Raw genomic sequence first — 14,351 nt, forward strand, 5'->3', positions numbered from 1 at the left:
GCTAGCTCAGAATAATCTTGCGGTCTGCCACGCGCTCAACATCTTCATCCTGGTGGGTGACCAGTAACACGGTTTTACCTGCCAATTTTGCTTGTGCTCTCGTCCATAATGCGGCCTTTTCCCGGGTTGATGGATCCAGCTCTGCAAAAGGCTCGTCGAGCAACACAATGGGTTCGGGGCGTAACAGTGTACGAATCAGCGCGATGCGCTGGCGTTGTCCGCCTGACAGGGTCGCTGGTTTCTTTGCCAGCTGTTCATCGACCCCTAAGTGTCGTGCCGCATCCATGATGGCATCGACAGGCGCTGCAGCCGAAAACCCAAGGCATAGATTATCCAATACGCTGATATGCTCAAATAGATTGTGATCCTGAAACAGCATACTCACCGGGCGCTTTTCTATGGGCAGGCTATTGATGGGGTGCTGGTTCCATTTAACCGTCCCTGAATCAGCCATCAGGTATCCGCCGATCAGGTTGAGTAAGGTGGTTTTTCCAACACCGCTGATGCCTTGTATCGCGACGATTTCGCCTGTGTCTATCTGCATCTGATAGCGCAGTGGCCAGCCGTCTAGCGTGAGCTGTAAATTTTCAATGTTAAGCATGGGTATTGCCTTCATATTGAGGCTGGCGGCCTGGTGTTTTATTTTTTATAGGCGTGGGGCGGCTGACGGTGTACTTTTCTAACAGAAACAGGAAAGACGCACATAGTGCTAAGAGAATAAATGAAGCTGTGCTGGCTTCAGTGATTCGATAGCTGCTGGCATAACCATAAATTAACCAAGGCAGCGTCGTCCATTCCGGTGAGCCGAAGATAGAAAAAATAGCGACATCCCCCATGGCCAGTACCAGCACTAAGCCTAATGTGGCGAGATAGATCTCTTGAATGAACGGCCATTCAATCTGCCAGCGTGTAGCTCGTGTCAGTTTCAACGAACGCGCCAGTCGGTTGTACTGTTGATCAAATTGCAGCAGCCGTGGTTTGAGCTTTTGCACGGCAAACGGGATAACCAGCGCGGTGTTGAGAATGACGACGAAAATAATGCCCCACCTTTCCAGATCTATGCGTGGTAGTAAATAAACAAACAGACCGACAGAAAGGACCATGGCCGGTGCGACCAGAGCATGCGTGGCCATGCTCTCGTAAAGCCACATACGTTTAACCTGCGCGCCGAGTGCTGCTTGTCTGATGGGTTGCAGCAAGGCAAAGGCGGCAGCCATGGCGAGAAGCGCGGCGATAACCGCGAGTGCCACGCTAATGAGGGCCGAGTGTCCTATAGCTCTTAAATCTTTACCTGAGAGTTCGCTATTGAATAATCCGGGAAGCAGGGATAGATAAGGCAGCAATAACACACACCAGGATAAAGCATAAATGATCATTGCCCGACGTGTTGAGGCAGGATTGTGCTTTGGTCGCCAAAGATATTGATTGGATTCAACACTTTGCCAGGATAGCCCTCCTGCCCGTGTAATCAGCCAATACAGCCCTCCAGCGACAAGTAGCTGTGTCCAGGCCAGCGTCAGGGCTTCAGGGATATTAAAGTCATATTTAAGCGCCTGGTAGATGGCGACCTCTAATGTTGTGGATTGAGGCCCGCCGCCTAGCGCCAGGACCACAGCAAAGCTGTTAAAGCAGAGTACAAAAATAAAACACAGCAACAGCAGGCCGCTACTTCGCAGTACCGGCCATTCAATCAAACGAAAGCGCTGTCCTTGATTTAGCTTTAACTGGCTGGCGAGTTTCCAGCTGTTATCAGGAATAGTCTGAAGTTGCAGATAGATAATGCGGACGGCTAACGGCATATTCATGAAAATATGTGCAATCAAAATGCCGGATAAGCCGTAAAGGTTCCAGCTGTTATCCATAAAGGTGTTAAAAAAACTATCCAGCCAGGGCGTCATGAAACCAGAGCGGCCGAGCAATGCGACCAGACCGGTAATGACAATGAGCGTAGGCGTTACGAAACAGAGCAGGCAAAACGTCAGAAATAGCTTTTTAGCGGGCAGGTCAGGAAAAAAATAAAGCGTGCGAGCGATTGGAATGGCTATACCCACCGACAGAAGGGCGCTGAGTAATGCCTGTTTGAGTGTGAAGCCGAGAATGGAATAAAAGTAACTATCCTGTAATAAGGCAGTATCGAATCCCTCATCTCCAAAACTGATCAGTCCATAAAATGAAAGACTGGTTAAGGATAATATCAGAGGATAGGCGAGCCAGTGTAAACGCATCAATTTGCAGAGGACCGCCATTCACGCAGCCAGACTTTACGCTGCTGAGCAACCTGCTTGGGCGTAAATCCGATTCGTGTCGGTTGAATCAGGTGATCAAAAACCTCAGGCAACTCTATATTGTCGACGACTGGCAGCATCCAGTTAGTCACCGGAATAATTGTTTGCGCTTGAGGAGAAATCAGAAAACTGAGGAACTCTTTAGACAACTCAGGATTGTCTGTATATCTAGAGATGGCCGCCACTTCAATCTGGGCTATATGCCCTTCAGAAAACAACGCCGCTTTATATTGGTTTTTCTCTTCTGCTATCACATGGTACGCCGGTGATGTGTTGTAGCTGAGTACGTAGTCGGCATCGTCTTCCAGGAACATGCTATATGCTTCCCACCAGCCTTTAGTCACAGTGACGGTGTGGGTGGCGAGTTGATTCCATGCTGCTGGTGCCAGATTGCCATAAACGGCTTTAACCCACAACATCAGCCCTTGTCCGGGTGTACTGGTACGCGGGTCCTGATAAATAACGGATGCGTCAGATTCGATCAGTTCTCTTAATGACGTAACCGGATCAACTATGTTCTCGGTATTGTAAATGAAGGAGAAAAAACCATAGTCGTAGGGGAGAAAATCCTGATCCTGCCATTGTAACTCTGCTTTTAGTCCATCAAGCGCTACGCCGTGCGGCTGAACCAGAGACTCGCGGCGAGTGACTTCTGTGAGCGAATCATCCAAGCCAAGCAATACATCGGCTTTGGTTTTATCCTTCTCGATGCGCAGGCGATTCAGAATACTGATCCCATCATCGACCGCAATAAACTCCAGATCACACTGGCATTGCTCTTCAAATGCCGATTCTAGCTGAGGGCCAGGGCCCCACTCAGAAACAAAAGAGTCGTAGGTATAAACAGTCAGATCTGCGGCGTGTGCCGAAGTTGCCAGCACACAGGCAGCGAGTGGCGCGAATAGCTTTTTCATTTTTTCCTTTATTATCTGCGCCAGTATTAACTGGATCAGGTTCGACGGGTACACTTAAAGTTAAGACTAATTTAAGACTAGGTTAGACAATTAGGCCAACGCCCCGATAACAGACGTTAATATAGCATATCTCTAACCTCCCGCTAATGACCAAGGTGACTTTTGAAACAGAACCGGTTGCTTGAAAATGTAAACATGCAATTGTCTGCAGACGTGCAATGGCAGCTTTTGCCGCATAGCGGCACAACCAATCAACTTTATAGCGGCTGGTACCAATACCAGTCGGTTGTATTGCGCCTGAACACTGAAAAACAGGTACTTGGGGTATGCCGGCAGCGAGAGGAAAAAGTCCTTCATCTGATCGACGCTAAATCATGGGCTCCTGATGTTGTACAGCAGCAGATGCCAGATAAAAACCAGCCAGGCTGGTTGCTAATGAAGCGCTATGCCGCACTGGGTGACGCGCCTATAGACGATCTGCACGACCAGATCTTAAACTGTATTTTTGAATGTCAGCAGATAAAAGACCTGCCGCTGATTAATTATTCAGCGTTATGGAATTCATATCAGCAAAAAATTGATGAGCTGGCTAAAGCGTCGCAGGCGCAGATGTTACTCGATTCTATACGCGTGCTAATGTGTGAACTCAACGATATCGCGTGGATTGAAGCTTGCCTGGTGCATCATGACTTACATAAAGGCAATTTACTCAGCAGTGCCGGGCAACTGATTGTAATCGATTGGGAATACGCCGGGCTGGGAACCCCTTGGCTGGATGCGGCAGCATTGGTGACAGAGTTTTCAGCTCCATTACAGGCGGTAGCGGCATTACCTGCTTTCAGACATATTGATGTAAAAACGTTTGATCACGCAATCAGTATCGCACAACGGATTAATCAGCAGCTAAACCGGCTCTGGTATGAGTTAGGTACTGATATAACTGCTCCTTAACAAATTCCTTTGATCAAGTTCAATGGAGTACCTGAGAAGAAGTGATAACGGTCTTCTTTGTAGTTTGTTGGGTGCTTACAGTGCTCACAGAGAACCGCGGGGTTGGCAGGCATCTCTTTTTGGAGCAGTGTATTAGCATCAGGATAAATAGGAGGTAGATATGAAGACCATGAACTGTAAGCAGCTTGGTGGGGCGTGTGATAAAGAGTTTCATGCTAATTCGTTTGAAGAAATAGCGAAAATGAGCAAGCAACATGGAATGGAGATGTTTCAACAAAAGGATGCGGCGCATCTTAAAGCAATGGATGAGATGCGACAGTTGATGCAGACGCCGGAAGCCATGACCGCATGGTTTGAGAGCAAAAGAAAAGAGTTTGAAGCGCTGCCTGAGGACGAGTAACTGTGTTTTCTAGTTCATTAACAGCACAGGCCACTTAGTTGTAGTAACTTAGTTGAAGTAGCCTGGTTGTAGTAGCTTACCTGTGCTGTTATCGCTAGCTGTTTACAGCGTAATCTTTATTTTGCTGGCCGCATTTTTAGCAATGCTAACGGCATTATCAGCGGAGTCAGATCTTGCTAATACAACTCCCATGCGACGCTGTCCGGATACTTCCGGTTTACCGAACAAGCGTAATTGAGTGTCCGGTACCGCTAACACGTCTTCCAGGCCGCTAAATCGGGTATCTGTTGATTCGCCTTCAACCAGAATGACGCTAGATGCGCTGGGGCCGTGAAAGTGAATATTGGGTATCGGTAAGCCAAGGATAGCGCGGGCATGTAGCGCAAACTGGGATAGATCCTGAGAGATCATTGTAACCATACCGGTGTCGTGTGGCCGTGGAGAGACTTCACTGAACAGAACGCTATCACCTTTTACAAACAGTTCAACGCCGAAAATACCGCGTCCACTTAATGCGTCAGTAACTTTGGTTGCTGCGTCCTTGGCTGCCTCAAGTGCTGCAGATGACATCGCCTGTGGTTGCCACGACTGGCGATAGTCTCCATCGACCTGAACATGACCAATCGGTTCGCAGAATGAAGTGCCGCTGCTGTGCCGAACGGTGAGCAGGGTGATTTCATAATCAAAATCAACAAAGCCTTCAACAATAACCTTGCCTTGCCCGGCGCGTCCACCTTCCTGCGCATAGACCCAGGCTTTATCGATATCGGCTTTGGTTTTTACTGTGCTCTGGCCTTTGCCGGATGAGCTCATGATCGGTTTAACCACACAAGGCAAACCGATAGCGGCAACCGCCGTATGGTATTCCTCAAGCGTTGCCGCAAAACGGTATGGCGAGGTGGCTAGTGCTAATGTTTCGCCCGCGAGACGGCGAATGCCTTCGCGGTTCATCGTCAGACGTGCGGCGTTGGCGGTAGGGATAACAGTAAAGCCTTCTGCTTCAAGCGCTACCAGTGTCTCGGTGGCTATCGCTTCAATTTCGGGGACGATCAGGTCCGGCTTTTCCTGTTCAATCACTGCGCGTAACGCGGCGCCGTCCAGCATGGATATAACATGGCTGCGGTGGGCTACCTGCATGGCGGGTGTATTCGGGTAGCGATCTACCACAATCACCTCAACCCCTAAGCGTTGCAGTTCTATAACGACTTCTTTGCCAAGTTCACCGCCGCCGCACATTAAAACACGGGTGGAATGAGAAGCAAGAGGGGTGCCAATAGTGACCATGAGCGCGGTATCCTTAATTGAAATTCATTCACGCATTATACGATATCTCTGGAAAAATCTACTCTATGACTTTATAAAAATTTAGCTATACTGAAATCAGTTGCTCAAAAACTAAAAAAGGAGATATAGCTGTTTCACTTACGTAGTTACATGAAATTCCTTTTGCCTTAGGGCTATATAGCCGGAATCATTTCGGTTTTGATGGGGCGGTCTGACTGACGGCCCCTTTCTCGTTCTGGCTTCTACCCGTTTCTAAGTGTTATCACTGTCACTATGAATAGCCTCAAAATATCCCTCGGTTTTACTTCGATAATCCTGCAGCTTCTCGTAAACTAGCTACTTTCTTATCATCAAGAGATGGCAAACGACGGATGTCTGACTTATTGACACACTCTATTGTGGAAGCTGGGCGCTGGATTGATGCTCAGGGCTGGTGTCCTGCTACCGGCGGAAACTTCTCGGCGCGTATTGATAACGCATCGGCATGGGTAACGGCATCGGGCCGACATAAAGGTGAGTTAACACCTTATGACCTGCTTAAAGTTAATCTTGAAGGGCAGCCTATAGATTCTGTGCTAAAGCCTTCTGCGGAAACATTGTTGCATACCGCGCTGTATGCTCTGGATGAGAATATTGGTGCAGTGCTACACACTCATTCTGTTGCATCAACAGTGTTGTCCCGTCTGGAAGCATCGGACTCTCTGTTGTTGAGTGGTTATGAGATGCAGAAGTCCTTATCGGGTAATCAAACGCATGACAGCACGATTTCAATCCACGTGTTTGAAAACACCCAGGATATGCAGCTGCTGGCGCAACAGTTAAAAGAGGTATGGACAGACACGCCGCTTCAATGGGGCTTTTTAGTTCGCGGCCATGGTTTATATGCCTGGGGACGGGATATGTCCGAAGCCAGAAGGCACCTTGAAGGGCTGGAGTTTCTGTTTGCCTGCGAGCGAGACATGATGTTGTTAAATAGATAAGGCCATACAATGACAATAAAAGTAATTCTGACCGATATAGAAGGCACGACCACTGATATCCGTTTTGTACATGATGTGCTGTTTCCTTATGCGCGTCAGCAGTTACCTGCGTTTGTTCAGCAGCGTTGGGACGAGCCGGTTGTGCAGGAGATTATGCAGCAAGCGCGTTTGGAGTTGGATTCAGCTGATGCAGATCAGCAAACCCTGATTCAGGCCTTTATCAACTGGATTGATCAGGATAAAAAGGTAACTGCCTTAAAAACACTGCAGGGATTGATCTGGGTAGAAGGTTATAAGAGTGGTGATTTTACCGGGCATTTATATCAGGATGCCTACGAATTCCTTAAAAAGTGGCATGCACAGGGTATTGAATTAAGTATTTTTTCATCAGGTTCGGTTAAGGCTCAGCAGCTACTGTTTAGTCATAGCGATTTTGGTGATCTTACTCCCTTATTCAGTCACTACTTCGATACAACCACCGGTCACAAAAGGGAAAAGGCCGCCTATGTTGCGATTGCAGATGCATTGCAGCAGTTGCCTGAAAATATCCTCTTTTTGTCGGATATCGTCGAAGAGTTGGATGCGGCACAATCGGCGGGAATGAAAACGTGTTTGTTGGCGCGAGATCAGATGCCAGAGAGTGCGACACATGATGTCGTCAGTACATTTGAATCCATTAAATTGTAACAGTATTATTCGGGTGTTTGAGTCATGAGTTCTGAATTAGGACGTCTGTAACAACAGACCTGAGTCAGATCCACTTTTAATGAGCAACAGACAGCATATACTGTCGGGATTGGCCGGTCGAAGATCAGTGTTAAGTCCGGCAGCCTGCGAGGCTGGGAGTAAGTAATGAGTGCAATAACCGTATATCAAGACCACGATGCTCGTCTGCCGATACTGCATAGTGAAGAGGGAGATGTTATCAAAAGTATCCTGAGTGGGGTCGGTATTCGCTTTGAGCGCTGGGTGATAGATTGCCCGATAACGCCGGAAATGTCTCATGAAGAAATTCTGCAGGCTTATGATCAGGAAATTGATAAGCTGGTAGCGCTGGAGGGTTACAAAACGGTTGATATCGCCGCGATGACACCTGATAATCCGCAAAAAGGCGAGTTCCGTAAAAAGTTTCTGAATGAGCATACCCATTCAGAAGATGAAGTACGCTTCTTTGTTGCAGGTGAAGGTATGTTCTACCTTCATATCGACGATAAAGTCTATATGATCCACTGTTGTAAAGATGACCTGCTGTCTGTTCCGGATCAGACGAAGCACTGGTTTGATATGGGCCCTGAGCCACATTTTACCGCGATACGCTTTTTTAATAACCCCGATGGCTGGGTCGCTGATTTTACCGGTGATGATATTGCCACGCATTTCCCACTATTTGATGAGTAAGAAATACTATGTCAAAAGGACGTGATAAACACCAGGAGCGCCACCATGACCTTTCCATGTTTGGTAAAGATCTGGTACGCCGTTGTGGTGCACATTGTGAGTTGTGTAATGCCAGTGGTGAATCACTGAGTATTTATGAAGTGCCACCTGTTGCTGCTGAGCCCTCTTATGAGCATTGCTTAATGGTATGCGAAACCTGCAAAGAGCAAGTTGAGCGACCTAAACGTCTTGATGCAAATCATTGGCGTTGTTTAGGTACGACCATGTGGAGTGAGGTGACGGCGGCTAAGGTTACGGCGATTGTTATCCTTAATCACCTGGCCAAAAATGAGCCATGGGCACAGGAGCTGCTGGAACAAGCCTACCTTCAGCCTGAAGAAACAGAATGGATCGCACAGTGGACGCTCGGCGCTAAATAAGTGCAAATTGATACAGCCTGTGTTCACTCTGGGCGCTGTACTGTACCTTGATGGTAACAATAAAAAAAATACAGGCGCACTTATGGACAATGACACCCCACCGGCAGCAGATCAAAAGCGACGGTTTCCGCTTTTCTTAACGGTCTTTCTGGCTGTTTTTTTAGCGATTGTACTCGGTGGGCTATTTGTTAAGTGGCTGTATTTTCCATCATCATTCAGCCCGGTGACCCTTTCTTCTGACGAGCAGAAAGAGCTCAATAAAAAGCTGACTTTTTTCGGTATTCAGAACGAAGAGGCGGCATCTCATGATCCTTCTAAGCCGTTAAAGCCTGAAGCGTATTCAGAAGATAACGCAAAGCGTGAAGTCCTGTTCTCCGAAAAAGAGTTGAACAGCCTGATCGCTAAAAATCCGGATCTGGCTAGCCGCTTTGCTATCGAGCTTTCGGATAACCTCGCCAGTGCTAAGTTGCTGATTCCTGTTGATCCGGATTTTCCGATACTGGGCGGCGAAACCGTCAGAATCAATGCGGGTATCGATGTCGCTTTCACTAATAACCGTCCGAGTATCAAGCTTCGGGGGATTAGTCTGTGGGGTGTGCCTTTACCAAACGCCTGGATGGGTAATTTAAAAAATATCGATCTGGTTGATGAGTATGGTGGTGAAGAAGGTTTCTGGAAGAACTTTGCCGCGGGGATTGCCTACCTCAAAGTGACTGATGATCAGTTGGTTGTAAAATTAAACGAATAACAACATTTATACGAGTCGGCGCATGACTTGATGCCCGAACACATTAATCAGTAAGCCGCCCATAATCAGTAAAATACCAACTACCTGGATCATGCTCAGGGTTTCATCTAATACCAGCCAGGCAACCACGAGCCCGATCACAGGCACGAGTAGTGTTAATGGGGCTACTTGTGATGCGGGATACTGTTTAAGGAGATGTGCCCAGGTGCTATAGCCAAAGATGGTGGCAATGGCAGCGAGGTAGAAAACGCTGGCGATCGATTTGAGGCCGATATTCTGCAGACTGGATAGGATCAACTCAGGCCCTTCAACAGCGTAAGATAGCAGCAAAAAGGGGATGGGTGGAATCAGCGCACTCCAGACAACTAAGCCCATCAGGTTCACATTTCCCAATTGCCCGATCTTGCGGTTAATGATATTGCCCATCCCCCAGCTAGCCGCTGCAGCAATGGTTAAGGTAAAACCGATAAAGGTCATTTTGCTGGCGGGGGTTTGGGTTGCCAGTAAAATTAATCCTGCGGCCGCAACTATCAAAGACACAACTTGCGGCAGTTTCCAGCGTTCGCCTAAAAACATAAAGGCAAAGATCATAGTGAACAGCATTTGTGCCTGAAGCACTAAAGAGGCTAAACCGGCTGGCATGCCCAGATGCATAGCGCTAAAAAGTAAGGCGAACTGGCCAAAGCTGATAGTGATGCCATAGGCCAGCAACCACTTTATCGGTAAGTTTGGTGCTTTGATAAAAAGCACAGCAGGAAAGGCAACCAGCATAAATCGTAGCGCACCGAGTAGCAGGGGAGGGAGTTCATCCAGCCCCCACTTGATGACCACAAAGTTGACACCCCAGGCCAACACAACGAGTAATGCCAGACCCCAGTCTTTCAGACTCATTGTGCTCTCCTGATGGAACTTGTGTCGTGATTACGCTTAGGAGTCAGAGCGCTAGTCGCTGACGACCGCCACGCGTACGGCATCCATTTTCAGCTTGGCGCTGCTCAGTAGCTCAAGAATGCTGGCACGATCGGTACGTAATTGCGTGAGCTCTTCGCTACGAATAGAAGGATTAACCTTGCTCAGCGCTTCGAGCCGCTCGACCTCTTCATCAAGTACCGAGGTTGCTTTACTTATCGCCGCCTTGATCAGTTTATCCTGCTGGCTCTGTGCAACATCTTCTGCTTTGCTGAGTACACCACTGATCTGTTCACGACCATGGCGAATCAGATTCTGAGCCGCATGGCGTTTAACCCTTTCACCGAGTTTATTTAAGTGATCCGGCGTGATGATAGCGCTGAGATTGTTTCCGTTGTTATCCAATACGACGCGCACGGTGGCTTGCGGCTGGTAGCGCTGCAAGTTGAGATGGCGAGGTGCTGCACAGTAGAGAACAAACACCGCTTCAACCAGCAGGGTGCCAGGTGCCAGTGGTGGTAGTTTTAGCGTACAGATAGCGGTATTACCAAACTCACTACCGATGATCATTTCCATCGCACCGGTTACCATCGGGTGTTCCCAGTTGAGGAACTGCATATCTTCACGGCCGAGTGCTTCATCGCGTGAGAAGGTTGCTGTGCAGCCTTCATCAGGCAAGCCGGGCACCCGATGATAGATCATCTGGTCGGTCGGTTGCAGGATGACAGAATGCAGGCCGTTAGTTTGCTGATCAACGCCAAACTGATCAAAAACATGTTCCATGTAATCGACTAGCTGATGGCGATTTTCGGTGTCTTCAACGGATTCAATTAACTTGGCGGCTTTAGCAGGGCGACACGAGCTCATTTCCAGCAGTCGGTCACGGCCTTGTTGCATTTCGAGAAGAATCTTCTGTGAGGCTTGTTGTGATTCAGTAATCAGGTTTTCAAATACTTCTTCGTCTGCACCATCCAGTAACAGGCTCACCAGAGTGTCTTCAAACTGAGTAAACAGTGCCTGTCCAGCCGGGCAGGTGTGACGGAAAGCATTAATGCCTTCATCAAACCAACGTAATAAGATCGCCTGGGCGCTATCTTCGTAATACGGGATATGAATCTGCACATCGTTTTTCTGGCCAATACGGTCTAACCGGCCGATACGCTGCTCAAGTAGATCAGGGTTTAGCGGCAAGTCGAACATGATCAGGTGTTGCGCAAACTGGAAGTTACGGCCTTCACTGCCGATCTCGGAACATACCAGAACCTGCGCGTATTCTTCAGTATCAGCAAAATATGCGGCAGCACGGTCGCGGTTGATAAGCGTCATTTTCTCGTGGAAAACAGCCGAGCGTACACCCTTACGTAAGCGGATGTGTTCTTCCAGCGCTTGAGCGGTTTCTGCGCGAGCACAGATTAGCAGGGTTTTTTCCAGGCGGTGAGATTTAAGCCAGTTATCCAACCATTCAACACGCGGATCAAATTCGAGCCAGTCATCACCTAAGAGTAATTCTGGCTTCAAAATCTGATCCAGAGAAAACTCATCGATGTGCGTTAGCATGGCATCAGGCATCGGCAGTGGATATGGAATAAGAATTCTTTCAGGGAAACCGTGGACGGCATCACGTGTATTTCTGAACAATACGCGGCCTGTACCGTGGCGATCTAACAGGTGATTAATACACTGCTGAATGGCTTCTTCAGCCTTTCCTTCTTGCGCATCGTTAATCAATTTGGCGGCGGTTGTTTCACCCAGAAAGCTGTTAAGTTCGGACTGGAACTGCGGGTCAGAACTCAGTTGCTCAATACCGTTATCAGCCAGTAGTTTCTGAGTGAGACTATTAACTTCGCTGTAGTGAGCCTGTTCTTCGCGGAACTGCTCCAACGAGCTGTAACGATCCGGGTCAAGCAAACGCAAGCGGGCAAAATGGCTTTCAAGGCCGAGCTGCTCAGGTGTTGCCGTCAGTAGTAATAAGCTGGGAATAACATTCGCCAGCGTCTCGATAGTGGTATATAGCGGGCTAGGAGCATCCTCGCTCCACACAAGGTGGTGTGCTTCATCAACGATCAGCATATCCCAGTCACAGGCCAGGACCTGCTCAACACGGGTGGCGTTGTTATCGATAAATGATTGGCCGCATAGCAATAACTGAGCAGTATCGAAAGGGTTCTCTGAACCGGACATCTCCAGCGCGGTACAGCGCAGTTCATCCATAATGCTGAAATGCAGGTTGAAACGACGCATCATTTCGATCAGCCACTGATAGATCAGGCTATCAGGTACGGTAATCAGTACGCGTTTTGCCCGGCCACTGATCAGCTGCTGATGTAAAATCAAACCCGCTTCAATGGTTTTTCCCAAACCTACTTCATCCGCCAGCAAAACACGCGGCGCATAGCGATTGGCTACTTCATGAGCAATATAAAACTGGTGCGGTAGCAGTTGAACACGTCCACCCGATAGACCATAAGTGTCGGATTTCTGTTGGGTGTGCTGATGTTCGAGCGTTTCGAGACGTAACTTATAACGGCTTAATTTATCCACCTGACCCGCAAAAAGGCGATCCTGCGGGCGGTTAAACTGCACATGGCTGTCCAGATCAATTTCCGGAATAATATGCTCTTCGCCGTCATCATCAAGGCCGATGTAGATAAAGCAGCCATTCTTCTCGATGCGTTCGGCAATTTTGATTTTGATGCCGGCCGCATTGCTAATCGTGTCATCAACAGGGTATTCGACCCGACTGACAGGGGCGTTATCGGTAGCGTAAGTACGCTCATCTTCAGCGGCGGGATATAGAATGGTGACGCGCCGGTCTGCGTTGGATGTGACCAGGCCTAAACCTAATTCTGCTTCGGTATTACTGATCCAGCGCTGGCCGGGAATAAACTCTGTAACTGCCAAACTGATTACTCTCGCTTTACTCGTTAAAAAAGCCATGCATCATAGGAGTTTAACCCAATTGTTTAAAGATGCTGGCAACAATTAAAGTGTTTTTAAGGCACCTTTGTTAATTTGCTCTTGATTAAACACCCCTTTATCTAAAATCCAGCCGGTTACAAGCGCTGCAGGCGTAACATCAAACGCGGGGTTAAACACCGGCGTGTCGGTTGGGCTCCAGCAAACATCACCAAAACTGCTACTCACACCGCGCACTTCAGCGGCGGCACGTTCTTCAATAGGAATCTGCTCGCCGTTCAGGCATTCAACATCAACGGTTGTATAGGGAGCAACCACATAAAAAGGTACATTATGGTGGTGTGCATTGACGGCTAGCGAATAAGTGCCCACTTTGTTGGCAAAATCACCGTTCACCGCGATCCTGTCGGCACCGACTAAAATACAATCCACTTTGCCATCACGCATCAGCAGTGCTGCCATGTTATCGCAGATCAAGGTATGCGCAACGCCGAGCTGTTTCATCTCCCATGCCGTTAAGCGACCACCTTGCAGTAATGGGCGGGTTTCATCGATATACACATGGATGTTCTTTCCTTGTTGGTGGGCGGCATTGATGACACCAATAGCGGTGCCTACGCCTGCTGTAGCAAGGCTGCCAGTGTTGCAGTGGGTCAAGATATTTGCATTGGCCGTTATCAGCTCGGCACCGAGCGTGGCAAGGGTATCGCACAAAGCGATATCTTCATGAAACAGCCGTTCCGCCTCTGCGGGCAAAGCCGCAGGGCCAGATGAATGTAAAGCCGCTAGCATGCTGTCCATGTTGTTCATCAGGTTTACAGCCGTGGGGCGAGCCGCGCGTAACACCTCTGCTGAGCTTTGTAGCTTAGCAGCGGATGTTCCGTTAGCGGCCAAATGGCCTAACAATAGGCTGGCACCAATACCGATGAGCGGTGCACCACGAATCTGTAGTTTTTGAATCATGGCGACCATCGCATCCACTGATTCACAAGGTAGCCAGCTTTCAATATGAGGCAGCTGATGCTGATCCAGTACATACAAGGTGTTGCTCTGATATTTGATGCTGGTTGCTTGCAGGTCGTGCATTTAAACCTCTAGCAGGGGATTTAGATAGAAGATTGAGCTTTGATTATACTCCGAGATTAAA

General features: G+C 48.4%; 14 protein-coding genes. 7 read left to right on the forward strand and 7 right to left on the reverse strand.

The window, feature by feature from the left end; genetic code table 11:
* Position 1: 1 nt before the first annotated feature.
* The 3 genes from BM099_RS06305 to thiB are packed head-to-tail and all read right to left on the reverse strand — an operon-like array spanning position 2 to position 3,199.
* The gene (locus tag BM099_RS06305; RefSeq protein ID WP_090725855.1) at positions 2 to 601 is read right to left on the reverse strand and encodes an ATP-binding cassette domain-containing protein; all 600 of its coding nucleotides are present in this window, start codon (positions 599 to 601) and stop codon (positions 2 to 4) included.
* Positions 594 to 2,246, reverse strand: coding sequence for an ABC transporter permease subunit (locus BM099_RS06310; RefSeq protein ID WP_232348972.1), 1,653 nt, complete (start codon positions 2,244 to 2,246; stop codon positions 594 to 596). Before BM099_RS06310 ends, BM099_RS06305 begins: the two co-directional genes overlap by 8 nt.
* Positions 2,225 to 3,199, reverse strand: a complete 975-nt coding sequence (gene thiB / locus BM099_RS06315; protein ID WP_090725859.1) for a thiamine ABC transporter substrate binding subunit — start codon at positions 3,197 to 3,199, stop codon at positions 2,225 to 2,227. The genes BM099_RS06310 and thiB overlap by 22 nt, the downstream gene beginning before the upstream one ends.
* A 162-nt stretch (positions 3,200 to 3,361) precedes the next feature.
* Between thiB and BM099_RS06320 the strand changes: the two genes are divergently transcribed.
* Positions 3,362 to 4,150, forward strand: coding sequence for a phosphotransferase (locus BM099_RS06320; protein ID WP_090725861.1), 789 nt, complete (start codon positions 3,362 to 3,364; stop codon positions 4,148 to 4,150).
* 160 nt (positions 4,151 to 4,310) lie between these two features.
* The gene (locus tag BM099_RS06325; RefSeq protein ID WP_090725863.1) at positions 4,311 to 4,550 is read left to right on the forward strand and encodes a DUF1059 domain-containing protein; all 240 of its coding nucleotides are present in this window, start codon (positions 4,311 to 4,313) and stop codon (positions 4,548 to 4,550) included.
* Positions 4,551 to 4,652: 102 nt separating this feature from the next.
* Here BM099_RS06325 and purT read toward each other — a convergent pair whose 3' ends face one another.
* On the reverse strand, positions 4,653 to 5,834 hold the full coding sequence (purT, locus tag BM099_RS06330) for a formate-dependent phosphoribosylglycinamide formyltransferase (RefSeq protein ID WP_090725866.1): 1,182 nt from the start codon (positions 5,832 to 5,834) through the stop codon (positions 4,653 to 4,655).
* A gap of 371 nt (positions 5,835 to 6,205) precedes the next feature.
* Between purT and BM099_RS06335 the strand changes: the two genes are divergently transcribed.
* From BM099_RS06335 to BM099_RS06355, 5 genes are all read left to right on the forward strand, one after another.
* Positions 6,206 to 6,814 (forward strand): methylthioribulose 1-phosphate dehydratase, encoded by a 609-nt coding sequence (locus tag BM099_RS06335; protein WP_090725868.1) that lies wholly within the window; start codon positions 6,206 to 6,208, stop codon positions 6,812 to 6,814.
* Between the two features lie 9 nt (positions 6,815 to 6,823).
* On the forward strand, positions 6,824 to 7,501 hold the full coding sequence (gene mtnC / locus BM099_RS06340; RefSeq protein WP_090725870.1) for an acireductone synthase: 678 nt from the start codon (positions 6,824 to 6,826) through the stop codon (positions 7,499 to 7,501).
* Positions 7,502 to 7,666: 165 nt separating this feature from the next.
* Positions 7,667 to 8,212 carry a 1,2-dihydroxy-3-keto-5-methylthiopentene dioxygenase gene (locus tag BM099_RS06345; protein WP_090725872.1) on the forward strand — a complete coding sequence of 182 codons (546 nt, stop codon included), beginning with the start codon at positions 7,667 to 7,669 and terminating at the stop codon, positions 8,210 to 8,212.
* An 8-nt stretch (positions 8,213 to 8,220) separates the two neighbouring features.
* Positions 8,221 to 8,631 (forward strand): phnA protein, encoded by a 411-nt coding sequence (locus BM099_RS06350; protein WP_090725874.1) that lies wholly within the window; start codon positions 8,221 to 8,223, stop codon positions 8,629 to 8,631.
* An 82-nt stretch (positions 8,632 to 8,713) separates the two neighbouring features.
* Positions 8,714 to 9,379 carry an arginine N-succinyltransferase gene (locus BM099_RS06355; RefSeq protein ID WP_143083737.1) on the forward strand — a complete coding sequence of 222 codons (666 nt, stop codon included), beginning with the start codon at positions 8,714 to 8,716 and terminating at the stop codon, positions 9,377 to 9,379.
* A gap of 6 nt (positions 9,380 to 9,385) precedes the next feature.
* Here BM099_RS06355 and BM099_RS06360 read toward each other — a convergent pair whose 3' ends face one another.
* From BM099_RS06360 to mtnA, 3 genes are all read right to left on the reverse strand, one after another.
* Positions 9,386 to 10,270, reverse strand: a complete 885-nt coding sequence (locus tag BM099_RS06360) for an EamA family transporter (RefSeq protein WP_090725878.1) — start codon at positions 10,268 to 10,270, stop codon at positions 9,386 to 9,388.
* Positions 10,271 to 10,321: 51 nt separating this feature from the next.
* Positions 10,322 to 13,189, reverse strand: a complete 2,868-nt coding sequence (rapA, locus tag BM099_RS06365; protein WP_090726187.1) for an RNA polymerase-associated protein RapA — start codon at positions 13,187 to 13,189, stop codon at positions 10,322 to 10,324.
* A gap of 81 nt (positions 13,190 to 13,270) precedes the next feature.
* On the reverse strand, positions 13,271 to 14,290 hold the full coding sequence (mtnA, locus tag BM099_RS06370) for an S-methyl-5-thioribose-1-phosphate isomerase (protein ID WP_090725880.1): 1,020 nt from the start codon (positions 14,288 to 14,290) through the stop codon (positions 13,271 to 13,273).
* Positions 14,291 to 14,351: the final 61 nt, after the last annotated feature.

The organism is Neptunomonas qingdaonensis, assembly GCF_900113275.1.
Classification (GTDB): domain Bacteria; phylum Pseudomonadota; class Gammaproteobacteria; order Pseudomonadales; family Balneatricaceae; genus Neptunomonas; species Neptunomonas qingdaonensis.